The sequence below is a fragment of the Citrobacter sp. Cc139 genome, from assembly GCF_030334645.1.
Taxonomy (GTDB): Bacteria; Pseudomonadota; Gammaproteobacteria; order Enterobacterales; family Enterobacteriaceae; genus Citrobacter; species Citrobacter werkmanii.
In genome coordinates this window covers 63,810-86,059 of record NZ_JAOWDM010000072.1, presented here as the reverse complement: position 1 = coordinate 86,059, position 22,250 = coordinate 63,810, and the positions used below count along the sequence as shown (strand labels likewise).

Sequence of the window (22,250 nt, the reverse complement as noted above, 5' to 3'; positions counted from 1 at the left end):
TGTAGTGGTTTACTGAATTTGGCCACCTGAACAGAGGTGATATGCTCATCTCAGAACAATACAGGTGTCCCAATGAAAAAAAGAAATTTCAGCGCAGAGTTTAAACGCGAATCCGCTCAACTGGTCCTTGATCAGAACTACACAGTTGCAGCTGCGGCCAGTGCTATGGACGTGGGGCTTTCTACCATGACGCGATGGGTAAAGCAGTTACGGGATGAACGACAGGGCAAAATACCTAAAGCCTCTCCTATAACCCCAGAACAGATTGAAATACGTGAGCTAAAGAAAAAGCTACAACGCATCGAAATGGAAAACGACATATTAAAAAAGGCTACCGCGCTCTTGATGTCAGACTCCCTGAACAGTTCTCGTTAATCGAGAAACTCAGAGCGCAGTATCCTGTGGTCACACTCTGCCACGTGTTCGGGGTTCATCGCAGCAGCTACAAATACTGGGTGAAAAGCCCCGAAAAGCCAGACGGCAAGCGGGCTGTATTACGTAGTCAGGTTCTGGAGCTGCATAACATTAGCCATGGCTCTGCTGGCGCGAGAAGTATCGCCATTATGGCAACCCTGAGAGGCTTCAGAATGGGACGCTGGCTTGCCGGCAGGCTCATGAAAGAACTGGGACTGGTGAGTTGTCAGCAACCCACCCACCGGTATAAACGGGGTGGTCATGAACACATCGCTATCCCAAATCACCTTGAGCGACAGTTCGCAGTGACAGAGCCTAATCAGGTATGGTGCGGCGATGTGACGTATATCTGGACAGGCAGGCGCTGGGCTTACCTCGCCGTCGTTCTCGATTTGTTCGCCAGGAAACCGGTAGGCTGGGCAATGTCATTCTCACCGGACAGCAAGCTAACCATCAAAGCGCTGGAAATGGCGTGGGAAACCCGAGGTAAACCAGCGGGAGTGATGTTCCACAGTGACCAGGGTAGCCACTACACAAGCAGGCAGTTCCGGCAGTTACTGTGGCGTTACCGGATCAGGCAAAGTATGAGCCGACGCGGAAACTGCTGGGATAACAGCCCGATGGAACGCTTCTTCAGAAGTCTGAAAAACGAGTGGGTGCCAGTGACAGGCTATATAAACTTTAGCGAAGCAGCTCATGCGATCACAAACTATATCGTCGGGTATTACAGCTCGCTAAGGCCGCATGACTATAACGGTGGATTACCTCCAAACGAATCGGAAAACCGATACTGGAAAAACTCTAAAGCCGTGGCCAGTTTTAGTTGACCACTACAAACACCGCTGGCTCCTCAACGCGTTGAGTGAGCATATCCAGGGTGATGAATTTCAGATCGACATGAAGAAGTTCAGGGCCATACAGGCATATAAGCAGGCGAGGCTCTCCGACATGTTCCCCGGTGAAAGCATGCAGCAGATGGCCTAATGTTCCGGCGAGCGCCCTACGCTGCGCCATGATTTCGTTGTAGTAGAGGGGATCTACGACAACGACAAAATCGAGATCGGAGTATTTATCAAATCCGCCGTGAACAATCGAGCCACCAGCAAGAAGGGAATGGATTCGCGAATCCGACTGAAATTTAAGCTTGAGTTGCTCTGCAAAACTTCTGTGTAAATCGGGTAACGTACTAAGCATACTTTTTCCTGTTCACAAAAAATACAAAGCATTTCAGAATATCGAGTAGTTTATATTCAGGCCAGATATTTTTTGCAGGAATAGTCATGTCCTTTGAAGACACTCACTTAGCCGCATGCCCACGATTGGTGGGGAAGACCAGAGAGCGAAGCGCAGCGTTTAACTGGGGGAACGTTTGATCGTCTGCATTGGCAACGTCCTCAGATTCCAGCGAATGGTGAAATCCTGCCCACCTTTCAGTCGTATTGCTATCACAGTTTTAGAACGTCCTGTCAGAACGAGTAGCGGATATGCAAGCCAGGATAAAATGTAGTTAGTCAAACCATCAACAAGTAATCTGCCGACACGGGAAAATACGCCATAAGAATTGCTACTTCATCGCGTCTATAAATGTTCAGGAGGGTTCAATGTCTTCATCTTTTCAACATCGTATCATTCTTACCGGTGGACCAGGGTCAGGCAAAAGCACGATAATTGATACCATTAAAAAAAGAGGTTTTTGGTGTTCTAAAGAAGCTGGACGAGGTGTTATACAAGACCAGGTTAACATCGACGGTGATGCATTGCCATGGGCCAATCAAACTGCGTTCGCAGAGCTCATGCTATCCTGGGAAATGCGTTCATGGCACGAAGCAGAAGGGCAAACAAGACCCTGCTTCTTCGACCGCGGTGTTCCTGATGTTGTAGGTTATTTACGTCTTTCAGAGCTTACCATACCGAAGCATTTGGAAAACGCCATCGAGAGATTTCGCTATAACCGAACAGTATTTATTGCCCCCCCCTGGCGTGACATATATGTACAGGATACCGAGCGCAAGCAATCTTTCGATGTCGCCGTCGCGACATATCACGCAATGGTGCAAACATACCGTATGTATGACTATCAGTTGATTGAATTGCCATGCGTTTCCGTTGAGGAGCGTGTGGATTTTATCCTTTCCAGGATAGTATGCTGTTAAAACAGCAACTACGCGTAATGGCGAATCCCCCTGCCTGAATCGGCCATCGTGGCATGAAAATACATTCTCTATGCGCGCGCTTGCAGACTGCAATTTATGTTTGTATGAAAATCCGCAATGAGGGTTTAAATTTTATTTAAGAGGGAATAAATGCGTACTCGTCCATCCTCTCGATTGATAGTCCTTTCACCTGAAAATCACGTTCTGCTCTTTAGGTTCTGCCATAAAGATGATGCTCTGGATGGAAAAACTTACTGGGCAACGCCAGGGGGAGGAGTTGAGCACAACGAATCTTTTGAGCAGGCGGCGTTACGTGAATTATTTGAAGAAACGGGCCTGACAAGAAAAACGGCGGGACCACAAATCGCCTCCAGAACCTTCCCTATGATGTTGCCAGGTGGTGAGAACGTTCTTGCTGAAGAACGTTTCTTTATTATTACTGCAGATAAATCAGATATTGACCGCTCAGGTTGGAGTAATAACGAAAAAGAAGTCATTCGCGAGCACTACTGGTGGAGCTTAGACGAGCTCAGACAAACTAATGAAATCATCTTCCCACTCGATTTGATAATTAACATACTCGAAGGTTCCCCCTGCACTTAACTCTCTGAAACGGCTTAGATGTCCACTTCTGACACGAAGTGGACAAGTTACCTGAGCTGAAGGTCCGCTATGAGCGAGAAGCGGACATTTGCGATTCCCTGGCAAGCGCGTTAACTAACGCTGTTAGTATTATTTCAATAATTTTGCCATCAACTCAAAAAACATAGGCAGGTCGCGGCTGAAAGAGAAGGATGCGTTTATAGCCTTGCGCGCGATTAAACCGTCAATAAAGGCAAAAAGAATAATCGTGACTTCCTCAAGGCTAATGTCCCGACGAAACTCTCCCGCTGCAATTCCGTCTACAATAATTCCCGCAATACTTTGCCGCATGATGGTATCACTGGATATATACGTTTTCTGCAATTCAGGGTTCCGCGCAGACTCCGCCATGATTTCAACCCACAGTTGATGCGTAACTGGGTAACCTACATCGCTTATGCACGATGTAACCTGCGCGCAAAGGCGCTCGAAATAAGTACTGTTAGACGGAGCATTGTGAGCGGTCAACGCTGAATTCTGCTCTTCAAGAACGATTGCCTTGATGAGGTCATCCTTGCTTTTGAAATACGTGTACATCGCTCCCTGGCTGATCCCTGCCCGGTTAGAAATTTCACGCACGCTTGTCGCACTAAAGCCTTTTTCTGCAAAACAGGCAGCGGCAGCGGTAATCAGCTTATGGTAGGTTTCGGTTTTCTTTAACATGTTGACTATTATGTTTAATCCAGGGCCCAGACTTTAGCGCACTTTTTATCCTCGAGCCAGTATTGAACTCTGACCCCAGAATCAGACCTTACTTCATAAGCGGCAATGCATTGAGCATGTTCTTCAGATTCAGCATATCCCAGGGTAAATGTTCAGCAAGTGTAAGGCCGACAGGTTCCGCTTTTGAGGTTGCCTGATCTACCAGATTTAGAACATCTGCAATAGATAGTTTACCTTCGGCGACATCACCAAAGTCATGTTCTCCTCTGCCAGGCCTGGCGAAAAGAACCGAACGGAAAAGTGACGGATCGAGAACGTCCAGATCAATGTGTATTGCCAGATGTTCAATATTTTCTCTCTCTACCCATTCCGCGACATCTTTCGCGTCGTTTTTAACCTTTTCAGGACCTATTGTCTCAATGCGATGACTAGCCAGATACTCAGCTTCATAAGGCAGCGGATCGTGGATACCTGCAATCATTATTTTTGAAGGGTTGAGTCTGGTGGATACATGAGCAACTAAATCTTTATCACCTGTCCCAATTAGCGCGCCAAGAACATGGGCATGGGCGTTTGGATATTGTTTGGAAGTCTGCACATCAGGATGAGAGTCAATCCAGAGCACCCCCAGTTTATCACCGTATTTATTGAGAAGATGGGCAAAAGGAGCCAGTGATACCAGGCAATCGCCACCAAAAACGACGATTGAATCAGGATCATATTTCTTAATCAGAGCGCCTGCATCGGTAAGCTGACTGATAATTTGAGGTTTGGCTGTGATGCCGTCCACTTCGGCCTGTGGCTCCGTTGTGGGCTCATCAACCGGAACAGACTCAAAAGGGCCATCTGATTCGGGGGAAAGATACGAGAGAAGCAGCGAGCCAAGATGATAGGCTGGATTATTGCCACCTTGCCATTGAGGGAATAAAAGTCTGAGCGTTTTACTGGTCATAATTTGCCTGTGCCTATTTATAAACGAAATGATTTGCGTGAAGTAATTACCCGCAAAATGAATGAACGTTCATTCATTTTCGATCAGTCGTTGATCCTTCGCAAGCAGGGCAGCACGTTTAGTAAATTAAAAAAAGAAAGAACCTTTGCAGTCTGATTTCAACCAAAGTCCGCTTCTGGCACTAAGCTGACGACCAACAGGATCATGGGCCGTGACAAGCAATGAGCGAACATAGTTTACATCTCTACTGTTTATAGTAACGCTGAGTGGATGCAGGGTGCCGCAGAAGGGATGCTTCGGGGCGTATTGGACGTCGCACCAGCTCCCCACCGCAGTTCGGGCACTGGCCATTAAGTCGTTGGGTCACGCAATCTACACAAAATGTGCATTCGAATGAACAGATGTAGGCACCTTTTGAATCAGGTGGCAGATCTTTATCACAGCATTCGCAATTAGGACGGAGTTCAAGCATGGTGCTCTCTTATTGTTAAAGGCACATCATTGGACATACCAAAAGCCCTCTATCGGTATCACTTTTGCGATAAACGACGTTATTGTTTATGCCCGTATTAAATAAGCATGGTCTACAGGCCGGAAAAATCAAGAGAGTGAATTATTTGATAGAAACGCTCACCTCCGGAAACGAACGACCAGCCTATAACGCCCCAATCAATCACATAAAAATCAAACAGATAACACTTTTCATATCAACATTATCACTACGCTTTTTGCACCTTTCCGTTCGCGCAAAAAAACAAAAACCGCAACAAAAATAACCGTATTAATTGCTCACAGCTGCACTAAATGGATAAATAACGTTATCAGCACTTACAGTTTTTTCCTAAAGTCAGCGCTTCGTTTGTATGCCATGCTTCATTACGCTAATAACTTATAACGCTAAGCGAGGATATTATGAAAAAGACAATTATCGCATTATCTGCCATTCTGCTGGCTTCTCCTGTTATTGCCGCAACAACACACGCAACCGATAATGATGTAGCCGCCGCGCACGAAAACGCGAATACTGCAAAAGAAAAACTGCATCAGGCGCAGAATCAGGGCGAAGAGCAAAAATTAAAAGCAAAACATGCTGCTGAAGGTAAGCAAGATGACCTGAGCAGCAAGGTGAGTGAAGGTTCACAAAAAGCCTGGAATGATACCAAAGAAGGTACAGAAAAAGGCTGGAATGCAACAAAAGAAGGTGCAGAGAAAGGCTGGAATAAGACCAAAGAAGGTGCAGCCTCCGTTGAGAAAAAAATCAGCGAATAATCCTCCAGCCATTCAATAATAAAAAGCCGCGAAAGCGGCTTTTTATTATTAGCATGATCCGTCCTGCACAGCGTTGACACGTTCCTGACTTAAATCCGCAGAATGTGATGATGACAGAGTTCAAACGGACCCAACATGATGCCATGATCGTCACCGGGTGATAACCTTGTGGCGCCATCACCATCACGGTTGTAGACTGTCATACACTCATCCAGCGCCCCGCTAAAATACTGTCTGTTATTACCATAAGCTACAATTATATTAATTTTAGATAATCAGCCTCGCGCCTGCTGACAATAATGAGTAAAGGTTTACTATAGACCTGTCTTTTTTTAGCAGGAAAGTAAAATGAAAAAAACAAAAGGGTTGCTGATTATTGCCCTTGCTTTCACTCTGGCATCATGTGCTTCAATTCCTGAAAATATCAAAGGTAATAATCAACCAGATATACAAAAAAACTTTATCTCCGTGCATAACCAACCGGGGTTATATACAGGCCAGCAGGCCCGATTTGGGGGTAAAGTCATCAATGTAATTAACAGCAAAACGGATACGTTACTGGAAATCGCCGTTCTGCCGCTGAACAACGACGCTAAACCACAAATAGACGCCAGCTATCAGGGACGTATTATTGCCCAACAGAAAGGTTTTCTCGACCCGGTAAACTACAGAAACCACTTCGTGACTATTTTAGGGACAATTCAAGGGGATGAACAAGGATTCATCAACAAAATCCCGTACAACTTTGTTAAAGTTGATTTACAAGGTATTCAGGTTTGGCATTTAACTGAGTCCGTCAACACGACCTATAATATGTGGGATTACGGTTATGGCGCGTTCTGGCCAGGACCGATGTGGGGAATGCCCTACTCCGCAAATACCGTAACCGAGGTTACTCCAGAGCTAGTGAAATAATCTCTGTAGTACGATGACGCGAATAGACTCCGGAGCCGAGTGTTTGCCAACACGCTTTCTAATCACTCCGCGTTTTGCTTATTGCGTCATCGTGCTCCATGCGATCCTTCGCTAAATATTCATTGTTTCTGTTACATATAATTTTAACCGCTAACTTTTAGCGCGAAAATGGGCGTTACTCTTCTCATGCCTGACCATCTTCTGTTATTTACCGATAACTCCCCCACCCTGCATGCCATAAAAAAACATTTGTGCTTACGAATTCTTCAGGGATTACTATGAACAGAAAATGCTTACTGTTGATACCACTATTTTTTAGCAGCGTCATTATTACCGCCTGCGATAATAAACCTGCAGTAAAAACCCCCTCCATGGAGCCCGAGGTCGGCGTTGTGACCTTAGCGCCTTCCTCGGTGAATATTAAAAGCGAACTTCCTGGCCGCGCGGTTTCATTTGAGATCGCCGAAATCCGCCCTCAGGTTGGTGGGATCATCATCAAACGTAATTTTATTGAAGGTGACAAAGTCAGCAAAGGAGAGTCACTGTATCAAATTGATCCCGCCCCGTTGCAGGCCAGGCTGGATGCAGCCAGAGGCGCACTGGCAAAGGCGCAGGCGACGGCCAATAATGTGCGACTGACATTAAATCGGCAGTCAGCATTAATAAAATCCAATTACGTCAGCCGCCAGGACTACGACACGACGCGCTCACAGCTTAATGAAGCAGAGGCCAATGTCGCCGTCGCCAAAGCGGATCTTGAGCAGGCTACCATCAACCTTCGTTACGCCAATGTCACCTCGCCAATTGAGGGTATCAGCGGTAAATCCTCCGTAACCGTGGGCGCGCTGGTCACCGCGAATCAGGGAAACGCGCTGGTTACCGTGCAAAGACTGGATCCAATTTATGTTGATTTAACGCAGTCAGTACAAGACTTCTTACGCCTGAAAGAAGAAAAAGCCAGTGGGAAGATTGCCCAGCAAAAGGGCAAAATTCCGGTTGAACTGATGCTGGAAAATGGCAAGCCCTATCGCTATACCGGCACGCTTGAGTTTTCCGATCCTGCCGTCGATGAGACTACCGGTTCCGTGACCTTGCGCGCCGTATTCCCCAATCCGCAGGGTGAAATACTACCCGGAATGTACGTCACTGCATTGCTGGATGAGGGCAACCAACACAATGTTTTAATGGTCCCACAGCAAGGGATTACGCATAACGCGCAGGGAAAGGCCACGGCGTTAATCCTCGATCAAGAAAACGTGGTGCAACTACGCGAAATAAATGCGGTGAAGGCTGTAGGCAATCAATGGTTGGTGACGACAGGATTACATCCCGGCGATCGGGTCATTGTGTCCGGATTACAAAGAATCCGTCCGGGAATCAAAGCCAGAATCCTCGCTGCAAAACCAAACACACCTGACACGGTAACTGAACAGTAATATTTCAGGTATTAAGGACACTTTCTTCATGGCTAACTTTTTTATTGAGCGCCCGGTTTTCGCCTGGGTGCTCGCTATTATCATGATGTTTACCGGCGGTATCGCGATAATGAACTTGCCCATCGCGCAATATCCGCAAATTGCTCCCCCCACCATTACCATCAGCGCAGCCTACCCCGGTGCAGACGCCAAGACCGTTGAAGACTCGGTAACTCAGGTGATTGAACAGAATATGAACGGGCTTGATGGCCTGATGTATATGTCATCCACCAGCGATGCGGCCGGTAATGCGTCGATTATCCTGACCTTTAAAACGGGGACCTCACCTGATATAGCGCAGGTTCAGGTACAGAATAAGCTACAGCTGGCGATGCCTTCCTTGCCACAGGAAGTCCAGCAGCAAGGGATCAGCGTTGATAAATCCAGCAGCAATATCTTAATGGTTGCGGGTTTTATCTCTGATAATAACAGTCTGAGCCAATATGATATTGCTGACTATGTGGCGTCGAATATTAAAGACCCACTGAGCCGCACCCCCGGGGTCGGGAGCGTACAGTTATTCGGTTCGCAATACGCCATGCGTATCTGGCTGGATCCGCAAAAGCTCGACAAATATAACCTTACGCCGCAGGACGTTATTACCCAGATCAAAGTACAGAATAACCAGATATCGGGCGGACAGTTGGGAGGAATGCCGCAATCAGCCGACCAGCAGTTAAATGCGTCGATCATTGTTCAGACACGCCTGCAAACTACCGATGAATTTGGCAAGATCTTCCTTAAGGTTCAGCAGGATGGCTCCCAGGTTCTGCTGCGGGATGTCGCTCGTATTGAGCTGGGTGCGGAAAATTATGCCACGGTGGCACGTTACAACGGAAAACCCGCCGCCGGGATTGCAATTAAACTTGCCGCTGGCGCCAATGCCCTTGAAACATCTCAGGCCGTTAAACAAGAGCTGAACAGGTTATCAGCCTGGTTTCCGGCCAGCATGAAAACCGTTTATCCCTATGACACTACCCCCTTTATCGAGATTTCAATTCAGGGTGTGTTTCATACATTGATCGAGGCAATCATCCTGGTATTCCTCGTCATGTACCTGTTTTTGCAAAGTTTCCGCGCGACGCTTATCCCCACTATCGCGGTTCCGGTTGTTATTCTCGGAACCTTTGCGATACTCGACGTCGCCGGTTTTTCGATCAATACGCTCACGATGTTTGGCATGGTGCTGGCAATAGGACTGCTAGTTGATGATGCCATCGTGGTGGTTGAGAACGTAGAACGTATTATTGCCGAAGAGCATTTGTCACCCAAAGCGGCGACGCATAAAGCGATGGAGCAGCTCCAGAGAGCGCTGGTTGGTATTGCCGTCGTTTTATCCGCCGTGTTTATGCCAATGGCATTTATGAGCGGGGCAACGGGTGAAATTTTCCGTCAGTTTTCCATCACCTTAATTTCCTCCATGCTGCTGTCGGTATTTGTGGCGATGAGCCTGACGCCCGCACTCTGCGCTATGCTGTTGAAATCCCACGAGGGAGAAAAAGAAAACACCCATTTTCTGTTTACCCGTTTCAATCACTTCATGGAGAAATGCACCCATCACTACACTGACAGCACCCGTAGGCTATTACGTTGCACCGGACGCTATATGGTAGTCTATTTAGTGATTGGCGCTGGCATGATGGTGCTGTTTCTCCGTACTCCCACCTCCTTTTTGCCTGAAGAAGATCAGGGCGTTTTCATGACCACGGCACAATTACCTTCCGGTTCAACGATGGTAAATACCAGCAAAGTGCTTGGGGAAATAACGGATTACTATCTGACAAAAGAACAGAAAAATGTTGCGTCTGTTTTTACCGTTGGCGGATTTGGCTTCAGCGGACAGGGGCAAAATAACGGTCTGGCATTTATCAGCCTGAAACCGTGGTCAGAACGCGTTGGCGAAGAAAACTCGGTTACCGCCATCATTCGACGGGCAATGATGGCATTAAGCACCATTAATAATGCCGTCGTTTATCCGTTCAATTTACCCGCAGTCGCCGAATTGGGTACCGCTTCAGGTTTTGATATGGAGTTGCTGGATAACGGTAACCTTGGGCATGAAAAGATGATGCAGGCCCGCAACCAGCTCCTGGCTTTGGCCAGCCAGTCACCCGATGAAGTTAACGGGGTGCGCCCAAATGGGCTGGAAGATACGCCGATGTTTCGCATTCATGTCAACGCGACAAAAGCAGAGGCGATGGGTGTGGCATTGTCGGATATCAACCAGACCATCTCTACGGCGTTTGGTAGCCGCTACGTCAATGATTTCCTTAACCAGGGGCGCGTTAAAAAAGTGTATGTCCAGGCCGATACGCCGTTCCGTATGTTGCCGGACAATATCAACCACTGGTACGTACGTAACGCCTCCGGCGCGATGACGCCGCTTTCAGCCTACTCATCAACCGAATGGACCTACGGCTCTCCCCGTCTTGAACGCTACAACGGACAGCCTGCAATGGAAATTCTCGGCCAACCGGTCGCAGGGAAAAGCAGCGGCGATGCGATGAAATTTATGGCATCACTGATTAATAAACTGCCCGCGGGCGTCGGTTATGCCTGGACGGGACTGTCGTATCAGGAGGCGCTGTCCACCCATCAGGCGCCAATGCTGTACGGCATTTCTCTGATCGTCGTATTTCTGGCGCTGGCGGCACTGTATGAAAGCTGGTCAATACCATTTTCCGTAATGCTGGTTGTACCAATTGGGGTGGTCGGTGCTTTGCTGGCGACCGATCTGCGTGGCCTGAGCAATGATGTTTACTTTCAGGTTGGCCTGCTCACCACCATGGGACTTTCAGCTAAAAACGCTATTCTGATCGTCGAGTTTGCCGTCGAGATTATGCAAAAAGAAGGAAAAACGCCGCTTGAAGCCGCGGTGGAAGCTGCGCAAATGCGTTTACGTCCTATTTTGATGACGTCATTGGCCTTCATACTGGGGGTTATCCCACTGGCAATAAGTGACGGCGCTGGCTCTGGCGCGCAAAACGCCGTCGGTACGGGCGTGATCGGTGGAATGCTGGCCGCGACCGTGCTGGCGATCTACTTTGTTCCGGTCTTCTTTGTTCTTGTCGAAAACATGCTGGCGCGATTTAAAACCCGACATTGATTCCCTGCCCTTGTAAGTGCTTATCCCTGGGATCGGGTAATAAGATCCCAGGAATGGCGCTTCGCTTATCAGATCTAGAGTAGTTAGCAGACACAGCTATCCAGCGAGTTTCCTCGTGGATAGCTGGGCGAGTTATTTTATTGTGAGGGGAAATGTGGGTGTGGGGACAGAGGTTGTCAATTCTAACTAAAGCCAGGCTATCGAAACGGTAAATCAGTAGTGCAGACCGGCCCCCTTCAGATTTACGGTCAGTTCGCCTAATTTCGTATCCGGGTGTTGATGACACATGTTAATCATTTTCGGAACAGCGACAGTTTCCACCTCATGCAGCGGAACATAATCATCGCCTTTAAAGTCAGAATTTTTATTAACGATCACAAAGGCAATTGCCGTCATGTATTGCCGACTCATATCAGCAAACTCTTTACAGGTCATATCTTGTGGCGCAGCTTCGGTTGCCTGAGTAGCAAACGCACAGCTCATCGGAGCCAAAACAGAGGTCATAATAACAACAGCTGAAACCATCATTTTAATATTCACGATACACTCCAGAGACAGTATTAATGGTTATTGGCAAGTTTGTCTGTTGCTACCAACTTCGTATTCCTGCGCAGACTGATAAAAGCCAAAGAACTGAAGATCATCTCGACCCCAATAAAAATCGAGGTAAACACGTAAGACTTGTCGGGATCCATATTCAGCCATACGCCAGCAATAAGCAGATCTAAAATGCCGATAAAAATGTTCCAGCTATAGCCCGGAGTGCGGAACATTTGAACTCCGGAAGCCACACGAAAAATACCGCCAAGAATAAATAAGCAGCAAAAAACCATAGCCAACGAATTCATGCCAATCACCGGGTTAACAAGGAAACAGTACCCCAGCAGTAACCATGCGATAGCAAAAAATGCATAGGTAAATTTGGCTTTCAACTGCTTCTTCCCGGCGCTAAACAGGCTATAAATAGAATAAAAACCGCACACCAGGAACATAAAACCTGTCGCATAGCTTAAATAAACGCCAGCAGCGATAGGATAGATTAAGCAGCAAATACCACATACCAACAACAGCACCGCCATAATTGTTGCGTGGCTTTTATAATGAGAAAGTGTTTTTTCGTTAAACGTTCTCAGGGCTTGCTGATTAAAAATGAACATACATCCTCCGTTACATGTAAACGTAATGTAACCTACTAATAAAAGAGTTAATACTCACACAATACATATTACTTACAATGAAATAATAAGACTTCAGATAAGGATGCGTATATAAGAAGAAAGGAATGTTGTTATCCGTTAAATCCTACACATGTCAGACGTCTGACACCTGTAAGATTAAGCGCTCATTATTCTATCCTGGCTCTGATTCCTCTCTTTAAACTTATTTAATATGATTATTGCGTTTGGTGAACAATACCAACTTTATTCAGGAGAACGTAATGAAAAAGATTATTCTTGCAGGTCTGCTTGCAACTATGATGGGTTCAGCTCCGGTAATGGCATCTGCCACTACTCCCACTGCGGCACAAACAGCCACAGCCAATGTACAAAAAGAAGCAGCCGATATTATGCAGGTCGCCGTACAAGGCGCCAATGCGATGCGCGATATTCAACTGGCTCGTCTGGCTCTGTTTCACGGACAGCCTGACAGCGCAAAAAAATTAACCAATGACGCCGCTTCCCTGCTGGCAGGCGACAGCAGCGACTGGGCGAAATTTGTCAAAGCAGCGCCTAAGGCGAAGATGATTGACGATCAGTACGTAATTATTAACGCTACGATCGCATTATCAGAAGATTATATTGCTACGCCGGAAAAAGAATCTGCTATCAAAACCGCGAACGGCAAAATGGCCAAAGGTGACTGGAAAGGTGCAGTGGATACCTTGCAACTGGCAGGGATCAGCGTGCTTCAGACCCAATACCTGATGCCTTTGAATCAGACGCGTAAAGCCGTTGCCAGCGCCCAAAAACTGCTGTCCACGGGTAAATTTTATGAGGCTAACCTTGTGTTAAAAGGTGCTGAAGAAGGTATTGTTATTGATAGCGAAATGGTGGGTGCAGGCCAGTAATACTCTGTACTAACGAGTGATGAATCAAGACATTTCTCTCCGGATCGGGCAGCTACGGCTACCCGATCCGGGGGGATTAATGGCTCATCAGACTGTCGATCTCAATTTCAATTTCTCGCATGACAGCAACAATTTTCTGTAATGCCTGCTGCCGCACAGCCAGCGGAAGATCGTCATGTCGCATAGACTCAAAAGGTTCGCACAGCGTCTGAAGCGCGGTGATACCCAGAATTTGCGCCGAACCATGCAACCGATGAAGCGCCCGCAAAAACAGCTGCGGCTCATCTTGCGCAACGGCTTTCTCAGCCGCTTGTAAATCACTCAGCGTTGCTTCGCGGAATGTTTCGAGTATCTCGTTCATTAATGCGCGATCGCCACCGGTATTTTCAGTCAGTACATTGAATTTTAAATGCCGGATTGCACAAGGTGACGCATAGCCCGTGTCAATTTTGCTCAGTTCATGCGTCAGCGTCTGGATTGACACCGGCTTAAACAGACACAAATTCATACCGTTTTGCAGACATCGATCGCGTGACTGCGGGAGCGCACTGGCCGTCAGCCCCCATATTTGCAAGTGAGGTTGTTGACGACGTAGTGAAGCTGCGAGATCAAACCCGTCTTTCTTCGGCATATTCACGTCGGTTATCAACAGGTCGTATGATTTTTTGGCCAGTTTGGCTTCGGCTTCCTCGCCATCACAGGCCTCATCCACGCTGTAGCCAATGGTATTCAACTGGCGTTTAAGCAGCAGGCGATTAGTTGGGTTATCGTCTGCGATCAGAATCGACAGACACGGTAGCGGCAACACTGCGCCCGGGGTATCCCCATCCGCTACTATCGATTGTCGGGCAGTTTCAACCGGTAGCGTAATCGTGAACGTGGTTCCCTGAGCCGGAATACTCCTCAGTTCCAGCGTACCGCCCATCAGCGTTACCAGTTCTTTGCAGATAAATAACCCCAGACCAGACCCCGTTTGTTGACGTCCGCAACGCCCCTGAGCATAACGATGGAACAGTCCAGCCTGCTCTTCTTCGCTAATGCCACAACCGGTATCACTGATGGCGATTGTCAGGGTGCCGTGATTATCTGTGTCCGGAGTCAGTCGGGCCGTAACATGAATACTGCCCTGCGCCGTAAACTTCAGCGCATTTCCCAGCAGATTGGTGAGAATTTGCCGCAAAGCCTGCTGATCGACAAATACCCGTTCATTTACTGGCAACTGGCTGACGCAGGCAAGCGATATACCTTTCTGCCTGGCCAGGGCATCGAAAGAGTGGCACTGCAATTCAATAAGCTGCGAGAGATCGGTCCACTGGGGAACAACCTCATATTTTCCGGATTCAATCTTATCAACGTCCAGAATCTTACCAATCAGTCCCAGCAATGATTGAGCCGTCGCCCCAGTCAATGCAATGGCCTCTTTGCGTTGTGCCGGACTGAGCTCAGAGCTTGAGAGTAATTCCACAAAACCAACAATCGAGCTTACCGGGGTACGTAACTCATGACTCATGCTCGCCAGAAAACGGCTTTTGGCTTTTGTGGCGGCAATCGCTTTATTCTTTTCGGTCTCCAGCTCTTGAGATAAAACCTCTTTCAGATGCAACTGTTCTTCCAGTAACCGCTGCGATTGCTTTCTTTTACGGACTTCACGGGAGAGTGATATCCCCCAGATCAGGCTAATAGCAATAAGTACCAGCGCAAATAACCCCAGTTGATAGAACTGTTTGCTATATCGGCTCCAGATATCAACCTGGGTATTGGAAATCTTCGACCACTTCTCCGTCATCTGTAAAATTTCACGCGGAGGTATGGCTTGCAGGGCCTTATCAATGACAGACTTCAGCATCGGCTCATGAGAAGAAATAGCAAAACTCACCGCTGCGCCTGGCATATCAGGCAGCCGGAAGAAGTGCATATTATTCTGGTAGTAATGATCGGTAATGAACTTTGCCGACAATTCGGTCGCGATTGCCGCATCAACGTCGCCCTCCTTGACCATAGCCATTGCAGCGCTACCGGTATCCGCATTCACCCAGGTCACCTGCGGATACTGTTGTTTGAGGCCACGTTCCAGAATATGTCCGGCAGGCAGAGCAATACGTATCGGTTTTCCCAGCAGCGAGTCGGCTGTTTCCTGGCGCGATGTGATAACCACGAATGCAACATTCATCAGCGGATCGCTCAATGCCGAATCATCCTGGTTTTGGTTATTCGGGGCGATCGTCGGATACATATCCCACTGCCCACCACTGATGAGTTTGGTCTGTTCACTTCTGGACGTGGCCAAAACAGGTTCAAAATTAAGACCCGTTTGCAGATGAATAATATTCAGCAAATCGCCAAGAATACCACGTAACTCGCCGCTGCTATCTACCAGCGTATAGGGTGGATAATCCGGGTTGATCAAAATGCGGATAGTATGTTTATTCTTCAGCCATTCTTTTTCCTGATGACTGAAAGGAATGGGCGCATTCAGATAAGCAAGATTACCGCGATTTAACCAGTTCTGCATCACCTGCATATGGATTTCATTACTTATTGACGTAATAAAACCATCAAGAATATTTCTTAATAGCGGTTGATTTTCATTAACCACAAAATAATTATATTGTTCTTGCTTATCAAAATAATGCGTAATAACCAGGGATTGCGAGAAATACCGCGAGATACAATGACTAGTGGTAATATTGTTACCAATATAATATTGGTTATCATCGTTCACCACCGACGCCATTGCCTGATACTCGTCGTCATAAAATGAGACTTTAGCATCAGGAAAAGCGTCCTGGATAACGTTAAGAAAAGGGCAATCCCGCACACAGGCGACGCTGACCTTATGGTTCGTCATCAGCGGTAGCATCGTGTTTTTTAATGACGTCACAAGCGTCGGCCACGTTGTGAGTAATGCCGATGTGCGCAGTAAATGCCCGCCGACATCCTGCCGCCGGGAAAGCTGGGTTATCAACGTATCAACATCATTACTGGCGAGTGCGGCAAGCGCCTGCTGCTCGTTATCATATTGCTTTATAACAATTTTTACATTGAGACTTTTTTGCATTAGCGCAAGGTAGTCCGCGTTAACGCCCCGATAATTTTCCCCGCTGTTTTGATAGACAATAGGTGAGACTTCCGGTAACCAGGTGCCAACCACTAATGTTTTTTTATGCGCCAACCAGTTTGTTTCTTCCCTGTTTAAGCTGATATTTTGCACCGCAGTATTATAGTTACTTTTTAGTTCAACCTGGCGCGCTGAACTCACATCCGTAGATAATCCGATGGTAAATATGACCATCAAAAAAATAAATAAGCGTTCCAGCATTACTCTACCCTATTTTATTTCTTTGCGCGTAATCATAAATTTCCATTAATGAAGAACAATCTAATTTTTCCATTAAACGACTTTTATAAGTACTGACCGTTTTATTACTGATATTCATTTTACTGGCAATCGTACTGTAATCCATACCATTAAGGATATAACGCAACACTCTCATTTCCTGTGTTGATAACGTATCAAGTTTATCCTGTTCGCTGGCCGATGAACCAGTAAAGTGTTCAAGGGAGAAAGGGAAATAACTATAACCATTTTTGGCGGCTTCGATGGCGGCAAGAATATTATTCATGCCTTCTTTTTTACTCACAAATCCGTTAGCACCGTATTCAGCACTACGTTTACCATAAAAATATTCATTTTTTGCTGAAATGATAATGATCACACCAGCATAGTGCCGCTTGCGTAATTGTTCCAGCACCTCGATGCCACTGATACCAGGAATATCCACATCAATAATTAGCAGTTCAGGTTTGTTTTTTTCAACCACCTGTACGACTTGCTCGCCACTGTCGAGTTCAGTGGTCACAGTGATACCATTAGTATCGAGTAAGTTGCGAATGGCAATGCGGGCCAAAGGGTGATCATCAACGATTATCGCGTTCATTGCGTATAAGAATCCCGATAAATAAAGAGAGGCGATGGCTATAGTGCAGGTGAGTCTTCAATATTACTGATTTATAAGTGCCAGACCCAGGACGCAAATTCTAACATAGTCACGTGTATATTTTATGATTTTTTCATAATCAAGATGAATAAATCATAAAAATAACATTTAGATTTACAAGAATTAAACCTTGAACCTTTCTGTAGATCAAATCATTAACACATTATAGAGGGAATATTCCTACACATGTAGGACTGGTCTTTCATTTATTATGCTTAATTCTTAATAAGGAGAGGAATAGAATTGCAGTGGTAACTATACATCTGGCGGGAAATTCAGTTATTGCGAGTGATTAAACGTTGATGCCCGTCAATCCCTGTGGCTCTGAAACAGCAGAGCCACAGGAGACAGACATTAATCAAGCCTGACTGGGTAATGCTCCAACCGCGCGCGAGTTTTTCACGGTCAGCGTAACGACGGCAGAACATAACAGTGCGGCAATCATAAAGATAAAGGCGCTGTTATAGCTTCCTGCGCTGCTTTGGATCAGCCAGCCGATGATAGGTGCAGAAACAACGCCCGCCATCTGGCCGCCAAAGTTAACGATCCCCGACGCCCGTCCCATAATGTTGCTGGGGATGGTATCCATCAAAATTCCCCAGAACGTCGCCATAGCGAAGAACATGAACAGGGCTGAAATACACTGATAAACCACCGCCATATCTGCGCTGCTTACGCTGAAGGTCAGGTACAGGAAGCCTGCGGCAATGACTGAGGTGACGACGTACAACATTTTACGCATCGGTTTGAATTTATCTGAACAGTATCCGCCTAACAATGTGCCTCCTGCGCCAAACAGGAAGGGAATTGCCGCCATTACGCCGGTCTTGGCCAGAGAAAATTCACGTACGGTGATCAGATAACTGGGCAACCAGGTTGAAAATCCCCAGAAGGTGATATCAAACAAAAACCAGATACTTGCCATTTGCCAGAGCACCGGCATTTTGAGTACGTCTTTAAACGCGATAGCGCTGGTATTTTGCAGCCCCCCCTGATCGTCAACGGCCAGTTCCGCCAGATCCTGCTGCGTAATGGCGGGGTGATCTTTCGGGTTGTCACGCGTAAATAAGTAGATCCCTGCGGCAATAAACAGTCCAGGAATACCCAGCACGATAAAAACCATATGCCAGCCAAAAGCCCCAATAATGCTGGCTGCGACCACAACCGCCAGCGCCGGGCCTAAGGTATTCACCGTTGATTGAATCGCCGTCGCGCGCCCGCGCTCTTTCGACGGAAAATAGGTCGAAATCATCTTCCAGGAGGCCGACGGGAAGCACCCTTCGCCGATACCAAAGAAGAAGCGCACTGCCAGCATTAGCGGTAGCGTCAGCACAGCGCCGGTTAAGCTGGTGAAAACAGACCACCAGGCAATACCAATGGCCATGATTTTACGCGAGCCAAACTTATCCGCCAGTAAACCACCGGGAATTTGAAACGCGGCATAACCAATAAAAAAGGCGCTAATAATTAAACCTTGTTGGGTGGTATCCAGATTTAAATCTTTGCCGATATAAGGGAGCGAAACGCTCATGACCATTCTGTCGAGAAAAGAGAGGAGCCACGCCAGCCAGATCAATGTCAGGACGGTATATCTTGCTTTCCAGGTCTTTGGTTTACCTGAAGGTAAAGATGTTTGTAGGTTCATTGTGATGTCCTTAGGGTGTAGTGATCTACCGCGGCCATAAATAGTCGCGATAGATCAATGCGTGTTTAGCGTTATTTATTAATATTGTTTTCTTATAACCGTACCGCTACAGGCATAACTTTCCGTGCCATTAATTAAGGCAATGCGCCCATTAACCATGACAATTTCAATCCCTTGCGGATACTGATTAGGTTCAACAAACGTGCCCCTATCAGCGATAGTGTTCGGATCGAACATCACAATATCCGCCGCGTAACCCACCTTCAGCAGCCCGCGATCCTGCAGGCCCAGCACCTCAGCAGGTTTACCCGTCATTTTGCGAATTGCCGCTTCCCAGCTCAGACATCCCTCTTCACGTACGTATTTACCGAGCACACGTGGGAATGCGCCGAACACGCGAGGGTGCGGTTTTCCGGCCCCCATTAAACCGTCGGTACAAACGTTTTGCTCTGGCCGGCAGAGAAACTTAATCACATGCTCTTCAGTGCCGTAGAAGTCGACCATTCCGACGGCGTTTTCTTCTTCATAAAGCAGGTCGAAGGTGGCGTTGTAGGGGTCTTTCCCGCGCAATTCACCCAACTGGACGAGGTTCAGACCAACGGCATCCTGATTTTTGGCCGTTTTCACGCTGGTAACAAAAATCTGGTCCAGACCGGCAAAATCGATAAAGTTATCCCAGCCAGGGATGCCCTGCTGAATATCCTCGATCATTTTGGCGCGCAGTTCAGGTGAGGCCAGGCGTTCCAGTAATTTGTCTGTTCCACCGGAGTGGACCCATGGCGGCAGGATCACGCCGAGCATCGTGCTGCCCGCCACATAGGGATACTGGTCGAAAGAGATGCGGATCCCCTCTTCCTGCGCCTGCTCCAGCATTCCCAGCATCTGGTCGATCAGCCCCCAGTTTTTCTTTCCGCAGACCTTCATATGTGAAATATGTAGCCAGACGCCTGTGGCTTTGGCGATATCAATCAGCTCCTGCGTTGAGTTGATAATATCGTCAGCTTCACTGCGCTGATGTACCACAAAGATCCCGTTATATTTCGCCGTGACCTTGCACAGTTCAATCATTTCGGCAGTATCGCCAAAGGCGCAAGGCATATAGATAAGCCCGGTGGAAAGACCAAACGCGCCCGCTTTTAATTCCCGCTCAAGGACTTCGCACATCCTCGCCACATCTTCACGGGTCGAAGGCCGCCCATCCAGCCCCATCGCCTCCATGCGCACGTTGCCATGCGGAACTAAATAGGCAAGGTTTGTCGCCGGATGTCGTGATGCCAACAGATTGAGATAACCGTCCGTATTTTTATATTTCCAGTCTATTTTGTCGGTATCACCGTCCAGTCCGGCAATATTTTTACGCCACGCCGGAATATATTCTTCCGGCAACGGTGCTAACGCGACGCCATCCTGCCCCAGCAATTCAGTGGTAATTCCCTGGCGAATTTTTGCCGACAGCGCGGGGTTAATAATCGCCGACAGGTCAGAGTGCGTATGGGTATCAATAAAGCCAGGACAAATAATTTTTCCCGTGGCATCAATAACCTGTTCATTGACGCCAGCTTCTATTTGACCGATTGCGACAATACGTCCGTCATCAACGACCACATCGGCAATTCTGCCTTCACTGCCCGTCCCATCGATCACATTTCCGTTTTTGAAAATGGTTTTCATCGTTATTCTCCATTGCGGCGGCGCTGCGCGGCACCGCCTGTAAGGTAAGAGGATTTTTATCGTTCTTTTATTGGCGATAGAGTGTCTGGATGATGCTGTAATAGCCGCTGGCCGAACCGGTTAACTGATCGATCTCGATATACTCATCAATGGTGTGCGCCAGATTTTCACGCGAAGGTCCGAAGCCGATAGTTTTAATTCCCGCTTCGCCCGCATAGTGACTACCATTGGTGCAAAATGAGTATTGCGTGATGGTCGGATTAAACCCGGCCTCGCGGACGCCAGCCAGAGCGGCTTGCACGAATTCGTCCGACTCGTCATACACCCAGCCCGGGAAGAAGCGCTCCCCCTCAATGGTGGCACCGGTATAACAAGACTCCTGGCCCACAGCGTAGGAGACACGGGCCTTAAACTGCGGATCCTGCGTGATGAATTCTGCCAGGACATTTTCCAGCGGGGCAATGACGCTTTCTTTGGTTTCGCCCACCAGCAAACGGCGATCGTAGGTTGCGCGGCAGTAATCCGGCACGACCGAGGCACCCGGGTACGGCGAAGATTTAATGTCGGTCAGTTCGAGAATGCCAGGCCCGAGTACGGGGTGCGTTGGCGGGGTAATGGTGCGAATTTTGTCGATCAATTGCGCCATTTTATACACCGCGTTAATCCCTGCCTGCGGGTTGGCGGAGTGCGCAGGTTTACCAAACGTTTCAACCACAATTTCAGCACGGCCACGCTGGCCAATTTTCAGGTTTAGCTCGGAAGCTTCACCGATGATTACGTAGTCTGGCTTATAGCGCTCGCTGACCAGACGAGCGGCAATGCCTTCAAAGCACTCTTCATGCACGATACAGGCAACGTAGATTTTCCCGGCGAAATTACGCTGGTTGTCCTGGCCGAAAAAACCCACGGCAGAGATCATTGCCGCCACGGCGCCTTTCATATCGGTCGTACCGCGACCATAAATCTTGCCATCTTCGATATCACCGCCGTACGGGTTGCGGGTCCACTTCTCTTCGTTCACCGGTACAGTATCAATATGTCCATCGAGGACCAGCGTTTTCCCTGGCTGATTACCCACGATACCGCCAACAATGTTGCCGTACTTATCTACATGGATGTCATCGAACTGGTAATGCTGCATCATTGTTTTTATGGCATTAACCACTTCCCCTTCCTGACCGGAATAACTTTTTTGTTGGATTAGCGCCTGACAGTTTTTAATCACTTCTTCAATACGGTTTGCAGATAACATGGGTTTCTCCGTTCTTATTCTCAATCA

18 protein-coding genes and 1 pseudogene are annotated in these 22,250 nt (G+C 47.5%); 8 read left to right on the top strand and 11 right to left on the bottom strand.

Annotation, left to right across the window (positions count from 1 at the left end):
• Positions 1-72 precede the first annotated feature (72 nt).
• Positions 73-1,241 (top strand): IS3 family transposase gene (locus OGV69_RS07500; RefSeq protein WP_114140367.1). Its coding sequence is split into 2 segments (ribosomal slippage): positions 73-322 and positions 322-1,241, totalling 1,170 coding nucleotides; the frame shifts between segments, so codons are not numbered across the junction.
• 10 nt (positions 1,242-1,251) lie between these two features.
• Here the strand turns inward: OGV69_RS07500 and OGV69_RS07495 are convergent.
• Positions 1,252-1,608, bottom strand: a pseudogene (locus OGV69_RS07495) (nucleotidyltransferase domain-containing protein); the annotation flags it as partial.
• A gap of 407 nt (positions 1,609-2,015) precedes the next feature.
• On the opposite strand from OGV69_RS07495, the gene OGV69_RS07490 reads away from it, so the two are divergent.
• Together OGV69_RS07490 and OGV69_RS07485 are read left to right on the top strand one after the other, a co-directional pair.
• A complete protein-coding gene (locus tag OGV69_RS07490) occupies positions 2,016-2,567 on the top strand; it encodes an AAA family ATPase (protein ID WP_069324617.1) in 552 nt (183 codons plus the stop codon).
• A gap of 150 nt (positions 2,568-2,717) precedes the next feature.
• Positions 2,718-3,170, top strand: coding sequence for an NUDIX hydrolase (locus tag OGV69_RS07485; protein WP_069324616.1), 453 nt, complete (start codon positions 2,718-2,720; stop codon positions 3,168-3,170).
• Positions 3,171-3,299: 129 nt separating this feature from the next.
• On the opposite strand, the gene OGV69_RS07480 is transcribed toward OGV69_RS07485, so the two are convergent.
• The 3 genes from OGV69_RS07480 to OGV69_RS07470 all read right to left on the bottom strand — a co-directional run bounded on the left by OGV69_RS07480 (position 3,300) and on the right by OGV69_RS07470 (position 5,296).
• Positions 3,300-3,872 carry a TetR/AcrR family transcriptional regulator gene (locus tag OGV69_RS07480; RefSeq protein ID WP_069324615.1) on the bottom strand — a complete coding sequence of 191 codons (573 nt, stop codon included), beginning with the start codon at positions 3,870-3,872 and terminating at the stop codon, positions 3,300-3,302.
• An 88-nt stretch (positions 3,873-3,960) separates the two neighbouring features.
• On the bottom strand, positions 3,961-4,824 hold the full coding sequence (locus OGV69_RS07475) for an arginase family protein (RefSeq protein ID WP_069324614.1): 864 nt from the start codon (positions 4,822-4,824) through the stop codon (positions 3,961-3,963).
• A 244-nt stretch (positions 4,825-5,068) separates the two neighbouring features.
• On the bottom strand, positions 5,069-5,296 hold the full coding sequence (locus OGV69_RS07470; protein ID WP_071888005.1) for a DUF1272 domain-containing protein: 228 nt from the start codon (positions 5,294-5,296) through the stop codon (positions 5,069-5,071).
• Positions 5,297-5,736: 440 nt separating this feature from the next.
• Here OGV69_RS07470 and OGV69_RS07465 point away from each other — a divergent pair, with 440 nt between their 5' ends.
• The 4 genes from OGV69_RS07465 (at position 5,737) to OGV69_RS07450 (ending at position 11,589) form a co-directional block, all read left to right on the top strand.
• Positions 5,737-6,093, top strand: coding sequence for a KPN_00521 family repetitive protein (locus OGV69_RS07465; protein WP_038632820.1), 357 nt, complete (start codon positions 5,737-5,739; stop codon positions 6,091-6,093).
• A gap of 348 nt (positions 6,094-6,441) precedes the next feature.
• Positions 6,442-7,008 (top strand): Slp family lipoprotein, encoded by a 567-nt coding sequence (locus tag OGV69_RS07460; protein ID WP_069324613.1) that lies wholly within the window; start codon positions 6,442-6,444, stop codon positions 7,006-7,008.
• Positions 7,009-7,286: 278 nt separating this feature from the next.
• Positions 7,287-8,444 (top strand): efflux RND transporter periplasmic adaptor subunit, encoded by a 1,158-nt coding sequence (locus tag OGV69_RS07455; RefSeq protein ID WP_038632826.1) that lies wholly within the window; start codon positions 7,287-7,289, stop codon positions 8,442-8,444.
• A 28-nt stretch (positions 8,445-8,472) separates the two neighbouring features.
• Entirely contained in the window at positions 8,473-11,589 is a 3,117-nt protein-coding gene (locus tag OGV69_RS07450; protein ID WP_069324612.1) for an efflux RND transporter permease subunit, read from the top strand.
• Positions 11,590-11,802: 213 nt separating this feature from the next.
• Here the strand turns inward: OGV69_RS07450 and OGV69_RS07445 are convergent, their stop codons facing one another.
• Together OGV69_RS07445 and OGV69_RS07440 are read right to left on the bottom strand one after the other, a co-directional pair.
• Entirely contained in the window at positions 11,803-12,150 is a 348-nt protein-coding gene (locus OGV69_RS07445) for an HdeA/HdeB family chaperone (RefSeq protein WP_077223924.1), read from the bottom strand.
• The gene (locus tag OGV69_RS07440) at positions 12,150-12,746 is read right to left on the bottom strand and encodes a DUF308 domain-containing protein (protein ID WP_069324611.1); all 597 of its coding nucleotides are present in this window, start codon (positions 12,744-12,746) and stop codon (positions 12,150-12,152) included. Before OGV69_RS07440 ends, OGV69_RS07445 begins: the two co-directional genes overlap by 1 nt.
• 281 nt (positions 12,747-13,027) lie before the next feature.
• Here OGV69_RS07440 and OGV69_RS07435 point away from each other — a divergent pair, with 281 nt between their 5' ends.
• Complete coding sequence (locus OGV69_RS07435) at positions 13,028-13,657, top strand: YfdX family protein (RefSeq protein ID WP_069324610.1); 630 nt, start codon at positions 13,028-13,030, stop codon at positions 13,655-13,657.
• 76 nt (positions 13,658-13,733) lie between these two features.
• On the opposite strand, the gene OGV69_RS07430 is transcribed toward OGV69_RS07435, so the two are convergent.
• The 5 genes from OGV69_RS07430 to OGV69_RS07410 all read right to left on the bottom strand — a co-directional run bounded on the left by OGV69_RS07430 (position 13,734) and on the right by OGV69_RS07410 (position 22,223).
• Positions 13,734-16,976 carry a response regulator gene (locus OGV69_RS07430; protein WP_069324609.1) on the bottom strand — a complete coding sequence of 1,081 codons (3,243 nt, stop codon included), beginning with the start codon at positions 16,974-16,976 and terminating at the stop codon, positions 13,734-13,736.
• A gap of 4 nt (positions 16,977-16,980) precedes the next feature.
• The gene (gene evgA / locus OGV69_RS07425) at positions 16,981-17,595 is read right to left on the bottom strand and encodes an acid-sensing system DNA-binding response regulator EvgA (RefSeq protein WP_038632843.1); all 615 of its coding nucleotides are present in this window, start codon (positions 17,593-17,595) and stop codon (positions 16,981-16,983) included.
• 418 nt (positions 17,596-18,013) lie between these two features.
• Positions 18,014-19,300 carry an MFS transporter gene (locus tag OGV69_RS07420; protein WP_038632846.1) on the bottom strand — a complete coding sequence of 429 codons (1,287 nt, stop codon included), beginning with the start codon at positions 19,298-19,300 and terminating at the stop codon, positions 18,014-18,016.
• A gap of 78 nt (positions 19,301-19,378) precedes the next feature.
• Complete coding sequence (locus OGV69_RS07415) at positions 19,379-20,971, bottom strand: N-acyl-D-amino-acid deacylase family protein (protein ID WP_069324608.1); 1,593 nt, start codon at positions 20,969-20,971, stop codon at positions 19,379-19,381.
• 67 nt (positions 20,972-21,038) lie between these two features.
• A complete protein-coding gene (locus tag OGV69_RS07410; RefSeq protein WP_038632852.1) occupies positions 21,039-22,223 on the bottom strand; it encodes a YgeY family selenium metabolism-linked hydrolase in 1,185 nt (394 codons plus the stop codon).
• Positions 22,224-22,250 lie beyond the last annotated feature (27 nt).

Coding starts and splice junctions, on each gene's coding strand:
- OGV69_RS07490 (WP_069324617.1), top strand. CDS start 2,016: ATGTCTTCATCTTTTCAACATCGTATCATTCTTACCGGTGGACCAGGG.
- OGV69_RS07485 (WP_069324616.1), top strand. CDS start 2,718: ATGCGTACTCGTCCATCCTCTCGATTGATAGTCCTTTCACCTGAAAAT.
- OGV69_RS07480 (WP_069324615.1), bottom strand. CDS start 3,872: ATGTTAAAGAAAACCGAAACCTACCATAAGCTGATTACCGCTGCCGCT.
- OGV69_RS07475 (WP_069324614.1), bottom strand. CDS start 4,824: ATGACCAGTAAAACGCTCAGACTTTTATTCCCTCAATGGCAAGGTGGC.
- OGV69_RS07470 (WP_071888005.1), bottom strand. CDS start 5,296: ATGCTTGAACTCCGTCCTAATTGCGAATGCTGTGATAAAGATCTGCCA.
- OGV69_RS07465 (WP_038632820.1), top strand. CDS start 5,737: ATGAAAAAGACAATTATCGCATTATCTGCCATTCTGCTGGCTTCTCCT.
- OGV69_RS07460 (WP_069324613.1), top strand. CDS start 6,442: ATGAAAAAAACAAAAGGGTTGCTGATTATTGCCCTTGCTTTCACTCTG.
- OGV69_RS07455 (WP_038632826.1), top strand. CDS start 7,287: ATGAACAGAAAATGCTTACTGTTGATACCACTATTTTTTAGCAGCGTC.
- OGV69_RS07450 (WP_069324612.1), top strand. CDS start 8,473: ATGGCTAACTTTTTTATTGAGCGCCCGGTTTTCGCCTGGGTGCTCGCT.
- OGV69_RS07440 (WP_069324611.1), bottom strand. CDS start 12,746: ATGTTCATTTTTAATCAGCAAGCCCTGAGAACGTTTAACGAAAAAACA.
- OGV69_RS07435 (WP_069324610.1), top strand. CDS start 13,028: ATGAAAAAGATTATTCTTGCAGGTCTGCTTGCAACTATGATGGGTTCA.
- OGV69_RS07430 (WP_069324609.1), bottom strand. CDS start 16,976: ATGCTGGAACGCTTATTTATTTTTTTGATGGTCATATTTACCATCGGA.
- evgA (WP_038632843.1), bottom strand. CDS start 17,595: ATGAACGCGATAATCGTTGATGATCACCCTTTGGCCCGCATTGCCATT.
- OGV69_RS07420 (WP_038632846.1), bottom strand. CDS start 19,300: ATGAACCTACAAACATCTTTACCTTCAGGTAAACCAAAGACCTGGAAA.
- OGV69_RS07415 (WP_069324608.1), bottom strand. CDS start 20,971: ATGAAAACCATTTTCAAAAACGGAAATGTGATCGATGGGACGGGCAGT.
- OGV69_RS07410 (WP_038632852.1), bottom strand. CDS start 22,223: ATGTTATCTGCAAACCGTATTGAAGAAGTGATTAAAAACTGTCAGGCG.